Here is a 17833-nt window from a genome sequence, read left to right on the forward strand (position 1 = left end):
ATTAGTTAAATAAGAATGCGTAAACTTTCTGTGTCCCTTCCCGTATCAGTCGGAGCGCCTTGCTGATGTGGTTATCCACCGTATTTACGGAAATCTGGAACTTGGCGGCTATCTCCCTGTATTTCATGCCGTCGCGTTTGTTCAGCAGGAATATCTCCCGGCAGCGTTCGGGCAAGGCATCAATGGCAGTCCACATCCGCGCTTCCCTGACCGAACGTTCCTCCGCTTCCTCATCGCTCAACGTATCTTCAAAATCAGAAGGGGAAAGATTCGGATCATAAATCTCCTCCTTCTTCAGATAGTCCAGGCTGCGGTTGCGGGCAGTCGTATAAAGGTAGGCTTTGACATTTTCTATCTCGGCTCCACTGATACTTAATTTCTCCCACAAGGCAGAAAAACTATCTTGTACGATGTCTTCTGCAATATCCGTATCATGGACATAGTGCAGCACGTACAAGCATAACGAACGATAATGGTATTTAAATGTTTCGTCTATGTCTATTGTAAATTTATTCATACAAATAGGCTTATTATTCTGTGTGTCTACATAAAAGGACACAAAATAAGGCAAAATTCACTATTTCATATTGTTAAAGAAATATAACGTACCCCTTTCCCATATACACATGGTGGAAAACATCACGGGGTTTCCGCACTTTCCTTTCCGTTTTTCCACATTCTTTCTTTTTTTCCGTCCTATATCTATCGGAAAATAAAAAATACGTTTATGGAAGAAAAAGAAGTTGCGCAAGGTTTATTTGATGGTGGAGTTCGGAAAACCTTTTGCGGTAAAAAGGAGATGTATGTAGCCCTCATGGCAGAACCAACTTTTTCGCAGTTCTCCAAGTTCATGCCCGTATCCAAGAAAGACGAGGTATCGGCTATGAGAACGCTTATCAAGGACTGCTTCATCGAAGGTGACCACGAACTGGTAAATAATAATTTCCGGTTCCTCTTCGGCTTGATGGGACAACTCACCGACTTATTATCACCCGCTAGAGCACGCTCATAAATTAATAGAATGTTGGGCGGTACGTGACGACCAGCAACATCCGGCAACAGATGATTTACGCGCGTCACTACTTTCCCGGCGTCAACCAACATAAGGTGACGGACGAGGAGCCCGAACAACTTTCGGAAGAAGTACTCTGACTGTACGAACAGGTGATAATAAGTCAAATAAGCTAAGAAATAATAAAAATGTTAAATCTTCATCCTTTAGAATGTACAATTAAAGACAACGACCATATTCCTGACTTATTGCTTATAAAATATTGAGGAATAATTAGTTGTAAATACTTGCTCAGATTTTTAGGATATAGCGAAGGATGAAGTCTGGGAAGATTTCATCCTTCGCGTTATTGTGTTGAAGAAGAAAGTCGTATCTTTGCGCAACTTATCGGAAGTGTATGAACGCAATGAAAAATTATATTTATCATATTGTCGCCGTCCTTACGGTAGGTATTTGGGGTCTGACTTTTATTTCAACGAAAGTATTGATTGGGCATAGCCTTTCCCCGCAGGAAATATTCTTGCTTCGTTTCCTGATAGCTTATCTGGGCATCTGGTTTATTTCTCCCCGAAAACTGTTTGCTGATAATTGGAAAGATGAATCTTGGCTGTTTTTAGGAGGTATAGCAGGCGGTTCATTTTACTTTTTTACGGAAAATACAGCTTTGGAGATTACATTGGCGACGAATGTGGCATTTATTGTCTGTACGGCACCATTGCTCACGACCATTCTTTCTTTGTGGATTTATAAAAAGGAAAAGGTTACCCGTGGATTGATGGCTGGTTCTTTGCTGGCGTTGGTTGGTGTGGCATTGGTGGTTTATAATGGTAGTTTTGTATTAAAGATTTCTCCTTTAGGTGATTTCCTTACTTTACTTGCAGCTTTTTCCTGGGCATTCTATAGTTTAATAATGAGAAAAATGTCCAACCGTTACAGTATAATTTTTATTACCCGTAAGATATTTTTTTATGGGGTATTGACTATTCTTCCTGCATTTCTGATTCATCCCTGGAACTTCGACATTGTCCGTCTTCTCGAGCCGGCTATTTTGTTCAATTTACTTTTCCTGGGTGTATTGGCTTCTTTGATTTGTTTTGTAGTCTGGAACGTAGTCTTAAAACAGCTGGGAACAATAAGAGCTTCCAACTATATTTATCTGAATCCTCTCTTCACTCTGGTAGGTTCTGCTTTTCTGCTTGGCGAACAGCTTACTATAGTTGCTTTGATGGGGGCGGTACTGATATTGGGGGGAGTTTATTGGGCAGGAAAAAAATAAATACAAGATAAATGGAGTTGTGTCTGCAAAGACACAGCCCCATTATTAATGTGATTTAGCAAAATTCTTTTTATAGATTACATTTGAGTTCAGCAGACATTAAATAAGTATTATATGGTAGCCACATAGACATAATGAAATAAAGTATATTTCCTTTGAGTGATATGGGGTGAATATAAGAACCATACAATTGTGAATATTGCCAGCCATCGACTAGTTTTTGTGGTTTACTCCATTCCCCTATAATATGATCTGCTGTTCGGAATGAGATATCATAGCGTGTACTATTGAAATAGAGCAATATCCATTTTTTAAATTCTGGATGATAAGCGATGGAAAGTTCTCCAGATATATCATTGAATAATGGAGTGGCTGCAGTTTCATTTCCTTTAATCCATCCACTTCCATTCCAAAATTCGTATTCTGTTTGATTTTCAATATTTTCTTCTAAAAAACGAGCAAGGTGAGGCTTATTGTCACGTCCAGTAATTGTACCCACCATATAAATATATCCGTCTTTTTTGAAATAGCTTACTTGACCAAAATTACTTGTTGAACCAAATTTTACATTTTGGCAACGTGTCCAAGTAATTCCATTGTCTGAAGATTTGTAAAGACTTGAAAAGTTAGTTATCCATCCTGCCCAATTACGAATATTCATGTAATGAACATAATCTATGCCATTGGCACGAATGGCTGCTGTGGGAATAGAAGTCCAATCTCCATTACCACTTCCATCTTTACCTCCATAACATATTTCACGAGCATTTTTACCACTTTCATCCATAGCAGCACCATTAATGGTGAGCCCATCAGAAAGATCTTGATCGTCAGAGAAAAGCAAAACATTACTTCTCCAGTTACTCCCATTGGGTCCTGGATTTACAAAATTTGGATAAAAGTCACTACCGAATGTATCGCCGAAAAAAAATCCATAATGTCCGGGTTGTAATTCCCAAACAATACCTAAATCTGTACCACCTACATTGTATAATTCATTAGTACGATTATTTACTTCAAATTCTACAATAGGTAATCCGTTTGTGCCATTTATTTCAGCACCAGTAATACGGGATACACATTTTAAATTTGAAAATTTTAATTCTCTAGAATAATTGACGATACCTTTATTGACTATCAATTTGGAAATTTCTGATGACTGATTATTATTATCTACTGCAATAAATTCAAAATAAAATGTAGAAGGATCATCCTTTTTTATAATATATTCAAATATATATTCTGGTGATAAATTTGATTTTATATATTTCTCAGAAATGTTATTAGTATCGTTAATTTTATTTATTACTAAATAAGCTAGTTGATCGAATTCTTTTATTGATACTTTGATAGATATTATACCATTAATCGCAGTAATTTCATTTTGAGAAAGGTTAACTTCTAAATTATAACTATTTACTTTATCTGTATCCGAATTTTCACAACTTGTAAGCCCCCATATAGAAAGGAGGCTTGCAAGTAATAATACATGTATTCGTATCATGATTTTTTATAATTTTGTAATATGTAATAGCGCTCCTCCATCCCTTGCCAGATTCAGTTCAATGATATCCTTCCTTGTAACTTTCCGCACCAGTCTGTTCAGATTGTTTGGATTCCGGTCCACATCCTCCGCATCGGTATAGATCGTTGCTTGGTAGTCCCCCTCACTAAGGAAGTCCAATTTCAATTTCAGATTCCTTTCCGTACCGTTGTTTAGCGAGCCTACCCACCAGTCCGAACCGCTCCTGCGGGCCACCGTGACATGCTCATTCATTTTTGCCAGCGGAACTCTTATCTCATCCCACGTTCCCGGCACGGTACGGAGCACCTCGAACCCCGGTTGACCTTCATAAGCCTTTGGCGTATCGCACAACGAGGTGAGATGGTTTTCCAAAACCACATACATGGCCAACATATGGCAGCGTGTGCTCATTACATGAGGATTTACATACTGTATCTTGAACTCCGAGCGTGGCAGTGCCCTGAACCCTCCCAGGTGATAGTCCGTCGCTCCCGCCAGCATCCTGGTGAAGGGTATCGCAATGTCATGGTCCGCATTCACCAGCGTGTCCCACTTGCATACCTCGTAGTTGAGCGTCCCCTCCCTCGTGAACTCATTCGGATAGGTCCTCACCAGCCCTGAGGGCTTGCTCGATCCGTGGAACTGTATGAAGAGCCTGTGCCTTGCCGCACATTCCAGTATCTCCTCCTGGATACGGATCATTTCCTGGTCATTGCGGTCCATGAAGTCCACCATGAGTCCCCTGACCCCCCATTTCTCATACAGCGTGAATGCCTCCTCCAGCTTGTCATAGAGCGGTCTCCAGTGTACCCACAGATGTATGCCCACCCCCTTGCTCCTTGCATATTCCACAATTCTTGGCATGTTCAGGCATGGTATCGGTTTTGTGATGTCCGCATTGGGTCCCGCCCATCCGAAATTGAAGTTGTCATCATAGTACCAAGGAGTTTCCGCATATCCGTAGATTCCATGTACATCCAAGCCATTGCGCGCAGCAAAATCAATGTAGTACTTGTTCGTGTCGAAATTGTTCCCTGGAGAGAACGTGCTGTCCGGCACGACATTCCCGTTCCACCATGTGAACGTGGTCCGGCAAGGCTTAATCCATGAAGTGTCTTCAATCCTGCATGGTTCGTTCAGACTTGTTAGTATGTTCGTCTCCAGTAATCCTCCTACCCGGTCTGCAACGGATATCACGCGCCACGGGGTACGGTGTGGGAAACTGTCTATTTCAACCTTTATTTTTTCCTGCCCGAGTTTTGGCGAGAGCTTTCCCACCAGTCCACTCTTCTCCTTCACCAGGTACATTCCCGCGTAGTCCCTTATTGCCGCCTCTGTTATTGCCAGGGCCACCCCATTGTCGAATTCGAATGTGGCGGGCATCTCTATCAGCCTCTTCCTTGCGACCTTGTCATATCTTACATGACTGTATACCCCTTCGTGTGTATTTACATACCCGGGCAGGTACATGAGCAACGCCATCGGGTTTCCTTGTAAGTTGAACTGTGTCCTTTCATCGTACATCACGTATGAATTCCATGCTTTCTGCTTGGGAAATTCGTATCTGAATGCTATCCCATCATTGAATGCCCTTACAGCCAGGTTCACCGTTCTCTCCTTCCCGTTCTTCTCCACCAGGGGGACTATCATCTCATTGCAGTGGTTTCTTGCCTTACTGACCTTTCCTACTACCAGCTCGTATGTCTCGTCTATCTTCCTCCTTTGTACCTTTCCCGCCTTGAGTCCTGCCCCGAACTCCCCGCTGTCGAACTCGAATCCCAGCCTTGAGTCCTCCAGCAACTGCTGTTTCCCGTATTTCACGCTGTAAGCCACTTTCTCAGGTGCTATGTCCAGCACAAGCTTCAGCTTCCCGTCGGGAGATGCCACAGAGAACTTCTGCTGGGCTGAAGCGGTACCAAGGCAGAATAGGAGGGCACATATAATAAAAAGTTTTCTCATTTTTATAATAATATATTTAGTTAGAAAATACAAGCGGAATTTACATTTTTCAAATTCCGCTTGAAATATGATAGTATTATTTAGGGTTTTGTACTAAATTAGAATTACGTTGTAGCTGATCAAATGGTATTAGCATGAGATTACGTTTTGTATCATTAGTAGGCTGGTGTTCCCACCAAGTACCTTTTGTGAAATTATTATCAAAACGAATAAGTTGACTTCGACGTAAGCCTTCTAATGCAAATTCTACACCAAGTTCTTGAAGAAAACGACCATATTTTACTGGAACTCCATTATAAATTGTGGTAGCTTCTAATTCTGAACCGGTTAATTCATTGGTTGTATCGAAGTTTCTTCTACGTACTTCATTTACTAATTCGGCAGCTTCTTGTGAGCTACCTCCTGTACGGAGTATACATTCAGCTTTCATCATTAATACTTCGGCATATCTCATAATGACATAATCATTATCAGGAGTACCTGTTGCACCTATTTTGATTTCATATTTGCCAAAACGATACCCTTGATACATGGTAGCATCTCCACTAATATTAGTAACATCTTTGGTATAACTGAGCAGCATTTGTGGGTCTCCGCACCAACCATTTGTCCATAATGGAGTACCATCAAGTGCATATTGTTGTCCCATGCGCCATGTTTTTTCTAAACGCTTATCACCTTCTATATAGTTATCAAAGAAAGTAGGAACTCCGACGCACCCACCATCAAGCCAAGTGGCTTGGAGGTTGAAAGTTTGCATTTGAGAATAGTGTAAAGTTTTGCGTGCCCACATATAAATTTGACCACCTGATTTGGTTTCATCGAATGGAATTACAAACATTGTTTCATTACTCAATTCGTTATTTGTAGAAAATGGGAGTGAATAATCTCCGTCTAGTCTATATTTATTAGTAGCAATAATTTCATTGCATAAATTTTCACATTCATTATACATGGGAGTTCCTATCCATGCTTCAGCATTCAAATATAGACGTGCCAAAAGCATTTTTGCGTTCCATTTATTAAAACGTCCATAGGTGTTTAAGACATCTTCACTTAAGTTATTGATATTATTTTTTAATTCCGACTCAACGAATTCAAAAACTTTAGACCGTGGCTCTGTTGCTGGTAAATAACCATCAGGAACATCAAATCGATCAATAATGGGAACATTACCAAAAGCTTCTAGTAGTAAGTAATAATAAAATGCGCGAGCTACTTTTAATTCTGCAATATAATTTTCTTTACCATTCATTTCTATTGTTGAATTTTCAAATTGGTAAAGAACTCTATTAGCACTTGAGACACCTGAATATAATGCATTCCATATATTGTTTAGATGTGCATCTTCTTCCATCCAAGAATGTTGGTGTAAGCGAATATAAATACCTCCATCATACCATAAGCCATGATTTTTAACTGGAGTAACACAAACATCGGTAGTTTCTTCTAAATCCCACCAGTTTGAATGTTCTGTTAAGGTACGCATACTGGAATATATGGGAACCATGGCTGCCAAGAATTCAGATTCAGTTTTATAAAAGTCTTTTTCAGGGATGCTACTAAAAATTTCTTCATCCAAATTGGTACAAGAACTGAATAAAGAGATAACAGCTAAAAATGCACCAGTAATATATTGTTTTTTGAACATTGCTGTAATTTTTTAAGGTTAAAATAAAAGATTTAAGCCAACAGTGAACTGACGTGTAGTAGGATATAATTCGCCTGCACCAGATCCTTCAACACCAGGAGCAAGTCCTTTAATACTAACTTCTGGATCTAGTCCTTTATAACCAGTCATTGTGAGTAAATTATTGCCTGCTACATATAGACGAAGACGTTGAATGACTTTTTGTTTTTTAAGATTAAATGTATAGCCAACATTTATATTATCCAATTTTACATAATCACCATCTTCTACATAATAACTTTGCATAGCAGGAGCACCTTTTACATATGAATTACTACCAAATGGTTTTTCCAATACTGAGCGAGGTAGATTGCCTTCTCCAATACGTGAGGTTGTTTCCCAATGCATACGTTGGCGGTTCAAGACTTGAAAATTGAATGCACCGCGGAACATAACAGATACGTCGAAACCTTTATAGCTTAATGCTAAATTTAGACTTCCATAAGTTGTTGGAATACCATTACCAATAACTTTTTTGTCGCCATCATCAGCATCAGTCAATAATTTGGGTTGACCATCAGTACCATATACCATCCATAAACCATCAGATGTAAGACTATGAGTCTGGAAACCATGGAAATTACCAACGGGATCACCTTCTCTTACTATGTGAGTATGGGTTTGAATTGGTGAACCGGTAGCTCCTTCATACCAATAATCTTTTTGATAAAGTCCATTTGATAAAGAAATGATTTTATTTTTGTTATAGGAAAATGTTCCTGTAATGTCAAAACGTAAATAGCGTGTTTTAATAGGAGTACCACTTAATAACAATTCGATGCCTTGATTTCTAATTTTTCCAACATTTGCCATCATACTTGATACAATGTAAGGTGGAGTTGGTACTTCATAGGTAGAAAGTAGATCTGAAGTTTCACGGTGATAAATATCAATAGAACCAGAAAGTCTATTTTTTAGGAATGAAAAATCAAGTCCCAAATTTAACTCACTCTTCGTTTCCCATTTTAAATCGGGATTAGGATTTTGGTATGGACCTGCACCTTGTGTCCATTTTCCATTAATATATGCATATCCACCATAATTTAACAAATACATGGATAGTAAATTAGATGTGACTTCATTACCTGTAACGCCATAACCTATGCGAACTTTTAAGTCATCTAACCATTGGATATCTTGCATAAAATTCTCTTTGCTAATGCGCCATCCTGCTGATATAGCAGGAAACCAACCCCATTTATGGTTATCTCCAAAGCGTGATGAACCTTCACGGCGTAAACTGGCCATAAACATATACTTTTCATTGTAATTATAAGTCAATCGACCAAAAAATGAAATTAGTTTATGAGTATTTCTATAACTGGTCATAGCTGCCTTATTATCCTTCATATCATTCATAGAACCAATATTCCAAGGTCCAAACATATCTGTTGGAAAATCTTTTGCCCATTGATATATACCTTTAGCATCATCATCTTGGTAACTATAACCTATCATGGCACCTAGATTGTGTAAACCTAATGATTTGGTATAATCACCTACCAATTCTAAATTCTTTTGCATTGTATTATCAGCCCAATTCCAAACATTACCATAATCTCCGTTTACCACAGTAGTCATATGTTTAAATGTATTGCTTTTATTCTCCATGCGATCAAAACGTTGCATAGCTCCCATCACACTTAGATTAAGACCTTCAATTGGTGATAAAGTTATTTTCCCGCTCATCATTAATTGATTGTATCCTTCTACATCATATTCTTCATTAATCATGGCAACCGGATTATAAGGTTTAAGATTTACTTTATATTCCGTATAATTTCCATTTTCATCATAGATAGGGCGGGTAGGATTTTCTAATAAAGCATTTAAATAGGCTGCATACCATGCACGTTGTTGGGTGACATAACTATCATTTATATTGAATTGAAAGCGTAATTTATTATTGAACATATTATGATTTAGACCTATTTTAGCTGTAATAGATTCACGATCTGTATGACGAATGACACCTTCACGTTTGCGATAATCTATGGAAGCTACGTAATTGGATTCAGCGCTACCACCTTTCAAAGAAAGAAAATGATTGTGGCTGATAGCTGTACGACTAATAGCGTCCACCCAATCAGTGGTAGTTCCCTCATCTTGAATACCTGGAAAATCAGGATCATCTGTTAATCTACGATAATCATTGGCTGTTAACATATCAGCATGTTTTGCAAATGTTTCAAATGAGATAGATCCATTATACTCCATGGAAAGTTTAGTCGCTTTAGCACGATTGGTAGTAATTACAATGACACCATTTGTACCACGAGTACCATAAATAGCAGCTGCAGAACCATCTTTTAGCACATCTATAGATTCTATGTCTTCACTTGAAATAGCTGTTAAACTACCACCTGGAATTCCGTCAATAACGATCAATGGACTAGTATTACCAGATAATGAATTAACACCTCGAATAGTCATTTCGAGTCCTAATACAGGATCACCAGTATAATTTGAAAGTTGAAGACCTGCTACTTTTCCTTGAAGGAGTTGTTCGGGACTTTTTACCATCCCGGCAAGAAAATCGTCTTTTTTTACTGATGTAATAGCACTGGTTACTTCACCTTTTTTCATGGAACCATAACCTACCACTACCACATCATCAAGCTGAAATACATCTTCTTCAAGAATGATGTTTAAAAAAGTAGTTTTATCGTTAGTTGGAATGGTGCGAGTAATGTATCCAATATAACTTACTGTTAATGTACTGCCAGGTCTTAATTTTATCTCAAATATTCCGTCAATATTTGTTGAAACTCCATTACTGGTGCCAGTTTCCAATATTGTAACTCCTGGTAATGTGTTGCCTTTTGCATCTTTTACGACACCTTGGAAGTTTTTGGTTTGTGCAATAGCTAATTGACATATGCATAACATATATAATATTGTCATTAGTCGAATTGTATTGGACAAAGTCCTTTTTTGATAAAAATTTAGCATAGATTCAAAGTGATAAAATGTTTAGATAAATAATTATATATTTCTCAGAGTATTTTAAAAAGGTCGTACAATTTCTAGATCGTCTACTGAAGGTAATGTTGGAAATTTAGCATGTGGTTCAGTTTGATACCAAAATACAACAGAAGAAATGTCTGATTTCTGATCGAGATATCGGCCGTCGTTACGCCATCCAAGATCTTGAATTGTAACTTTTAAATCCTTTTCAAAACGGATTGGATCAAGTATGTGCCAACGATACATGCCAAAACGTTGTTGTGAACGATAAACTCCATCTGGGCGAATAATCTGATGTAATCCTGCATAAGGAGTAGTGAATTCTTCATATTGATGCGTCGTTTTATTTTCAAAGTTGTAAGATCCGCAAAAGTAATCTTCTGTACCAGTACCGCAGATTGTCGGAAATTTCTTATCACCATCCATGAAGAATTTAATTTCACCTTCACCCCACCAACCGTTATTATTCACTTGCCAAGCAATATATGTACCAACGTATTGTCCTTTACCTTTAATACCATCAACCAATACATGGTCAGAATTTATATTAGGATTTGAGCGACGAAATTGTGCATGAAAATAAGCTGCATCCTCAGGAACTTCTGTTAAAGTGTAGTTTATTTGGTAATAAACTCTCATTTCATTATTGGGGTCAATGTTTTCCATTGTAATTTTACATTTTTTGCGGAAAGGCATTTGCCAATAACAATTGAACGCACTACCAGGGTTTACACAAACTGCTAATGAACTTAATGGAGAATATAGTCCCCAACCACTGCAGAAAAAATCACCTATAGGGCACTCTACAGAAGGTTCTTTTTCATCATCCCAATAAAAGCGAATAATTGTTTTTCTCCATTCACCTGTTGGTGTCATCCAAATTTGTTGTATAGAACCAGGGCCTTCGATTTCTGCTAAAGTAAAAGTTTCGTTAGGGCCAATGTTTACATAAGGATTGACTTTCCAGCCTTGCCCTAAAGTTTTAGCTGCATGATGTGCATTAGCTTGATTTATTTTTTCTTTATCTGTAATTGGATCAGCCATACCACCTTTACCTTTCTCACCTGTAAAGTTTTCAGGGCTGATGGAACGTGTCTTGGCATTGGATAAGCGATATAAATTACCCATATTCATGTCAAGTCCATTAAAATTTTGAGCGTAAATGCTTATAGTTGCCATACATAAGGCTGCTAAGATAAAAAATTTGATTTTCATGGTTTAAATAAATTAATAGGTTTGTATATTTAGTTAATGGTTTCAGCAAGTTTTGCCAGTTCAAGATATTTCTTGTATAGTTTTTCGTAGATGAGGGCTCTTTTTTCATCCGGCCGGTATTCAGCTTCGATGTCCGACCCCATGTGCCTTGTCGCTTCATTGATATCCTTGTACACCCCTGCGGCAACTGCCGCGAACATTGCCGCTCCCAAGGCACAGGTCTGTTCCGAGCGGACCACACGGATAGGCATGTCCAGCACGTCTGCCAGCGTCTGCATCACGAAGGGCGCCTTCTTGCTGATACCTCCGATGGCATTGACCGAATCAATGCGCAGCCCCTGGCCCTTCATATGCTCCACAATACGGCGGGAACCGAAGGCGGTGGCTTCCACCAGCGCACGGAATATTTCCGGGGCGCTGGTACCCAACGTGAGTCCCGCAACGGCACCCTTCACGTTCTGGTCCGCATCGGGGGTACGGCGGCCGTTCATCCAGTCCAGGGCGACAACACCGTCCTCGGAGGGTTCCATGTCCTGGGCCTCACGGGTGAGTTCCACCAGCATGCCGTCCAGAACTTTCTGCCTGGCCTCCCCTCCGGGGATATCTTTCAGTGTCCATGCCAGCATTTTCCTGAACCAGGCGTAGATGTCTCCGAAAGCCGACTGTCCGGCTTCGAAACCGATGAATCCCGGAAGCACCGAACCGTCCACCTGGCCGCAGATTCCCTTGATACAGCGTCCGCCTACCTCGTCTTTGCCGGCAACCATGATGTCGCAGGTGGATGTTCCCATGATACGTGTCAGTATCCCCGGGGCGACGGATGCGCCTACGGCTCCCATATGGGCGTCCAGCGCCCCCACAGCCACGGCGATTCCTTGGGGAAGTCCAAGCCTGTCTGCCCACTCGGGTGTCAGTTCCCCTGCCTTGGTGTCGCTGGTGTGGGTTTCTGTGAACAGATGGGGGAGCATTTCCTTCAAGGCCGGATTAAGTTCTTCGAGAACTTCGCCGGAAGGAAGACCCCAACTGGCATGCCACATTGCTTTATGTCCAGCAGCACAACGGCTACGAAAGATCTGTTCCGGAATAGTATTACCAGTTACTAATCCGGTCATCCAATCACAATGTTCTACCCAAGCATAAGCAACATCCTTTATAGCGACGTTTGTGTTAATAATATGTAAAACCTTTGACCATACCCATTCTGATGAATAAGTACCACCTTCATAAAGCAAATAATCAAGGTTGCGTTGATTGATCAGTGCGTTGATTTGCTCAGCTTCTCGAACAGCTGTATGATCTTTCCAAAGAATAAACATAGCATCCGGTTCTTCTGCAAATTCAGGGCGCAAAGCTAATGGCATTCCTGCCTTATCGGTTAAAGCAGGAGTACTACCAGTTGTGTCAAAACATAATCCGCAAATAGAAGTAATTTCTTCTTCCTTCAAATCAGATAAAGCTATATGTACAGCCTCTGTCATGGATTCAATATAATCCAATGGATGTTGGCGATAACGATTGTTGTGTGCATCGCAGTAAAGTCCCGCTTTCCAACGGGGGTAAAAACTTACCCCCGTAGCCATTTCACGGCCAGTATATGTATCCACTACCAGTGCACGACAAGAATCCGTACCAAAATCAAGACCGATAACGTATTTCTTGTTTGATTCCATAGTCTAAAGCATTATTTGGTTGTCAATTCTTGTTTTCTTGCAATGAAGAACCCATAATAGGCAATCACTGCAAAAGCAACGGCCGGTACAACATATGCAGCCATAATACTACCCGTCTGGTCGGAGACAATACCCTGAATTTGGGTCAGAACGGCAGCACCGGCAATAGCCATTACCATGAATGAACCTCCAATCTTAGTATCATCCCCCAAACCTGTAAGACCAAAACCATAAATGGTCGGGAACATCAATGACATACAACCAGAAATGCCCATCAGGCAATAGACGCCGAAACTGCCCTTGCCGAACATGGCACCCAAACAACACATTACAGCAAGAAGCGCAAGTCCTATCAAGAGTTTATAAGCTTTCACATATTTCATCATGGCAGTACATACGAATCTCATTACTACAAAGAGAATAAGTGACATGATATAGTAAGTAGCTGCAGCCTGTTCTGCTGTACGTGGCAGCAAATCATTCAATCCAAGCCATTCACAACAATTATAGAATGCGGCAGCTACCGGTTCCACTCCCCGTAATGCATTTACAACAGCATCTGCAGAAGCAGAATCTCCTAAAGAAGCCAATACACCGTCAAAATTCAGCTGTACCATAGCATAACGGATCACGAATGACCATACGGCTATCTGTGCACCAATATTGAAAAATTGTGCTATTACACCCCATACATAATTCTTATTCTTTATAAGACGACGAAGAGTGGCACCAAACTCTATTTTTTCACCTTTTTCACTAAGATTAGGCATTTTGGTAAGCCGAATAGCAAGTAAGAGCACCAACATCACCAGACCAAGTACCACATAAGCAGTAGTAACAGCATTCAATTCCTGCCCCTGGATGGCGGCCAGCTCCTCAGCCGGAAGTTGGGCACGCTCTGTCGCTGTCATTCCATTCAGTTGTGAGAGGATGAAAATCTGACTGATCACCACTCCCGTAATCGCTCCGAACGGATTGAAGGCCTGAGACAGATTCAAACGGCGTGTCGCGGTACTTTCAGGACCGATTGCCAATACATAAGAATTAGTAGACGTCTCCAGAACTGAAAGTCCGGCAAAGAGAACAAAGATTGCCAGCAGATACATAAAGAAGCTGAAATCAACATTCACTCCCGAGCTAAGCATGGCAGGATAGAACAGTAAAGCCCCAAATGCATATAGACCAAGTCCCAGCATCACGCCTGATTTATAAGTGTATTTCTTGATAAACAAGGCACCGGGAACAGCACAACATCCATATCCCAACAAATAGCACACTACCTGTATCCAAGCTGTTTTTGAGTCACTCATACTCATGATGCGCTTGAAAGCTGCAAGCATAGTATCTGTCAGATTATTCGGCACAGCCCAAGCAAAGAAAAGAGTCGTGAGCAGAATGAATGGGAAGAGGATTCCTTTCGGTATTATTTTATTTGATTCCATACGAATTCTCTATTATATAGTTACCCTATTGAAATTTTGTTTTTATTACATTCAAATCTGCTCCAAATAAATCTTGCACGATAGGAGCCAGTTGTTCATCCTTACCCTGTATATGAATCACCTTTTGCGTATGGACCAATGAGGCACCGGGAGCCAGCTCCGCACCAGGAGAAGACGTTTCAATTTCATAGAAAGGTCCCATTATAGAACCGTCTTCTACCGGACCGTCATTATAAGAGTTGATTACATCTCCGGCAAACGGATCTTCCTGAGGTCCCCATTGACCATTTACGTAGACTGAAGGAGTTTCGGGAAGACTACACCACAGGATTGTGAGTACGCCTTTTGATGAATCATAACTTCCGCAAATATCCGTTGCCCGTGAAGCCGGCAATCCCAGCTTGGAACGATAGAGCCCGTCAATCTTGAAATAGATAATACCATTTTCCTTTATCAGCCTATCCGCCGGTATCTTACCGAAATATTCATCATTCACGATTGTTCCTTCCGCATCTTGCTTATAAGGAATGAATACAGTAGTGGTCGGTGTAGGATTAAAACAGCCGAGCATCCACACAGATACAAGACCACCCTCTTTTGTCCATGCCTTGTCACCTGTATTGGTAATCTTATTCTCACTCTTGTAAGCTACAATTTTCATATCATTTGTAAGCTGGATATTAAAATCGGCAGCCACTTCACCGGCATCCATCAACGATACAGTACGGTCAATATTCATATCAAAAGTAGTACCGGAAGCATTTGTCAAACGAGTATCTTTCACAAAACGGATACTACTGTTGTCTTGCGACTTTATGTCAAAAGCTTCAGTATCAAGTACCGGAGGAACTATCCAATTATCATAAATCTGCTCTTGTCCTTCCTTAAAATAAAGTGAGAACGGACCACCTTCCGGACCAAGCCAGAAGCGTTCCTCACCTCCTACCGGATTAAATTGAGAACTGACTTTGCCTTCATTTATGAAACGATAATTAATCCAGCCGTAACTATCACCTTCATCGCCGGAAGCAGAAGTAGTCATTACACGGCCTTGCCATGCAGGAATAACCATCACTTTAGAATTCCCATCAGCAGATACCAATTCAGTATATTCAATGCCGTGGTCCTTTAAGAACTGGGCATCATAAGCATAACTTCCCATCTTGATTTCTTTTTGTCCGCCGCATGATACAAGTATTGCAGTTGCACCTACCAGCAGAGTGTTTTTCAGTTTGGTTGATTTCAACATAACGCCTGTTTCCTTTATTTATAGAGAGGTCCATAATTCTTGCAAGCTCTATAGTCACTGCCTTCCATATCCTCGCCAAAAGCAGTCCATGCACTGGGACGGAAAATATTTTCCTCAGAAACATTGTGCATGCATACCGGGATACGAAGCATGGAAGCCAGAGTAATCAAGTCAGCACCGATATGACCATAACTGATAGCGCCATGATTAGCCCCCCAGTTATTCATAACAGTATATACATCACGGAAATACCCCTTACCTGTCAGACGTGGAGCGAAGAAAGTGGAAGGCCATGTACGGTCAGTACGTTCATTGATAGCCTTGAAAACATCCTTATCCAAATTTACTGTCCAGCCTTCGGCAATCTGCAATACCGGACCTTGACCTTTTACGAGATTCAAACGGCACATTGTTACCGGCATTTCACCACGAGTCAGGAACTGGGAAGAATAACCACCGCCACGCATATATTCGCGACTGGCCGGATGCCACTTGGTTACAGAAAGACAAGCTTCTACTTCCTCTTCCGTAATTTCCCAGAAAGGCTTCATTACCGGTTTATTGTCACGTGTCTGACAGCCTGTTCCATCAAGCGTACAAGAGCCGGAGTTGATCAGGTGAATGAAACCGTTTGCCGCCTTACCTTCCAATTTCTTACCCGTTACCCGTTCTATGGCATTCGGACTCCAATAAGTACGCACATCCGCAAATATCTGTGCAGTATTGGTCAATAGATGATTGAAGAGCATTGAAGTACAATTCAACGTATCATTTTCCGTAGCGAAAGTAAATGCTTCACGGATACCGTTCCAATCGAAAGAAGTATTCAGTATAGCTTCTGAAAAATCACCGTCAGGCTTATAATCCGTCCACTGGCGCTGTCCCTGGAAACCCGCAGCAATCGCATTGTGTCCCATTGACTCTTCCTTGAACCCCATTTCAGCCAATTTGGGATTGCCAATCATCATATCACGGAAAATAAGAGTCATTTTTACCACGTATTCCCAACGGGCATCTTTCTCTTCACGGGAATATACCAGATGTTCCGGATTAAAGTCTGTCCCTTCATTACTCTTGCAATACTTTTCTGTCCATGCCATGGCACGTGCGAACTCTTCATGGTCATAAATGCCCAACTGGACACGACGTTCTATCTCACTGGCATCCACATACTCATTACGCATGCCCAAATACTCTTGGAAGAAATCAGGATTGGGAATAGAGCCTGCAATGCCCATGGATACACTGCCGATTGAAAGATAGGATTTCCCCTTCATTGTAGCCACAGCTATACCTGCACGGGCAAAGCGCAACAATTTTTCCTGTACATCTTCCGGTATCTCCATATTGGTCACCTCCTGTACATCACGTCCGTAAATGCCAAAAGTAGGCAATCCCTTCTGTGTATGGCTTGCCAATGCTGAAGCCAGGTAAACCGCACCCGGACGTTCTGTACCATTAAAGCCCCAGATGGCTTTTGGCATTTCTCCGTCCATATCAATAGTTTCGAATCCATAACACCAGCAAGGAGTTACAGAAAGTACAACACCGACTCCACTATTACGGAATTTTTCAGCCGCCATGGCAGCTTCAGCCACTCCACCAATAGTTGTATCTGCAATGACGCACTCTACGGAAGTGCCGTCACTATGACGTAAGACAGAAGAATAAAGCTCGGCCACTTTATGGGCCATGGCCATAGTCATATCCTCCAATGACTCACGGATACCTCCACGACGACCGTCAATAATAGGTCTGATACCAATTTTCGGCTTTCCACCGATTAATCTTGAATTTCTCATGGTTCAACTGATTTTATTGAGATTAA

General features: G+C 40.8%; 12 protein-coding genes. 2 read left to right on the plus strand and 10 right to left on the minus strand.

Annotation, left to right across the window (positions count from 1 at the left end):
* Window position 1: 1 nt before the first annotated feature.
* The gene (locus ITJ87_RS04060) at window positions 2–517 is read right to left on the minus strand and encodes an RNA polymerase sigma-70 factor (RefSeq protein WP_007558540.1); all 516 of its coding nucleotides are present in this window, start codon (window positions 515–517) and stop codon (window positions 2–4) included.
* A 210-nt stretch (window positions 518–727) separates the two neighbouring features.
* Here ITJ87_RS04060 and ITJ87_RS04065 point away from each other — a divergent pair, with 210 nt between their 5' ends.
* Window positions 728–1012: a hypothetical protein gene (locus ITJ87_RS04065; protein WP_007558537.1), complete on the plus strand. Its 285-nt coding sequence runs from the start codon at window positions 728–730 to the stop codon at window positions 1010–1012.
* A 397-nt stretch (window positions 1013–1409) separates the two neighbouring features.
* Window positions 1410–2288 (plus strand): DMT family transporter, encoded by an 879-nt coding sequence (locus ITJ87_RS04070; protein ID WP_117965076.1) that lies wholly within the window; start codon window positions 1410–1412, stop codon window positions 2286–2288.
* A 70-nt stretch (window positions 2289–2358) separates the two neighbouring features.
* Here the strand turns inward: ITJ87_RS04070 and ITJ87_RS04075 are convergent, their stop codons facing one another.
* From ITJ87_RS04075 to ITJ87_RS04115, 9 genes are all read right to left on the minus strand, one after another.
* Complete coding sequence (locus ITJ87_RS04075) at window positions 2359–3792, minus strand: DUF4185 domain-containing protein (RefSeq protein ID WP_117974552.1); 1434 nt, start codon at window positions 3790–3792, stop codon at window positions 2359–2361.
* A 6-nt stretch (window positions 3793–3798) separates the two neighbouring features.
* Window positions 3799–5772: a glycoside hydrolase family 97 protein gene (locus tag ITJ87_RS04080; protein WP_117974554.1), complete on the minus strand. Its 1974-nt coding sequence runs from the start codon at window positions 5770–5772 to the stop codon at window positions 3799–3801.
* A 76-nt stretch (window positions 5773–5848) separates the two neighbouring features.
* On the minus strand, window positions 5849–7423 hold the full coding sequence (locus tag ITJ87_RS04085; protein WP_057282217.1) for a RagB/SusD family nutrient uptake outer membrane protein: 1575 nt from the start codon (window positions 7421–7423) through the stop codon (window positions 5849–5851).
* Between the two features lie 18 nt (window positions 7424–7441).
* A complete protein-coding gene (locus ITJ87_RS04090) occupies window positions 7442–10366 on the minus strand; it encodes a TonB-dependent receptor (protein ID WP_230391790.1) in 2925 nt (974 codons plus the stop codon).
* A 102-nt stretch (window positions 10367–10468) separates the two neighbouring features.
* Window positions 10469–11644, minus strand: a complete 1176-nt coding sequence (locus ITJ87_RS04095; protein WP_005824687.1) for a glycoside hydrolase family 172 protein — start codon at window positions 11642–11644, stop codon at window positions 10469–10471.
* A 29-nt stretch (window positions 11645–11673) separates the two neighbouring features.
* A complete protein-coding gene (locus ITJ87_RS04100) occupies window positions 11674–13314 on the minus strand; it encodes a ribulokinase (protein ID WP_117967164.1) in 1641 nt (546 codons plus the stop codon).
* Window positions 13315–13325: 11 nt separating this feature from the next.
* Window positions 13326–14756, minus strand: coding sequence for an L-fucose:H+ symporter permease (gene fucP / locus ITJ87_RS04105; protein WP_016272203.1), 1431 nt, complete (start codon window positions 14754–14756; stop codon window positions 13326–13328).
* Window positions 14757–14781: 25 nt separating this feature from the next.
* Window positions 14782–16005, minus strand: coding sequence for a DUF6786 family protein (locus ITJ87_RS04110; protein WP_117967161.1), 1224 nt, complete (start codon window positions 16003–16005; stop codon window positions 14782–14784).
* A gap of 14 nt (window positions 16006–16019) precedes the next feature.
* Window positions 16020–17807, minus strand: a complete 1788-nt coding sequence (locus ITJ87_RS04115) for an L-fucose isomerase (protein WP_005824683.1) — start codon at window positions 17805–17807, stop codon at window positions 16020–16022.
* Between the last annotated feature and the right edge of the window lie 26 nt (window positions 17808–17833).

Origin of the sequence: Bacteroides sp. HF-162 (genome assembly GCF_015679285.1) — a bacterium.
GTDB lineage: Bacteria > Bacteroidota > Bacteroidia > Bacteroidales > Bacteroidaceae > Bacteroides > Bacteroides uniformis.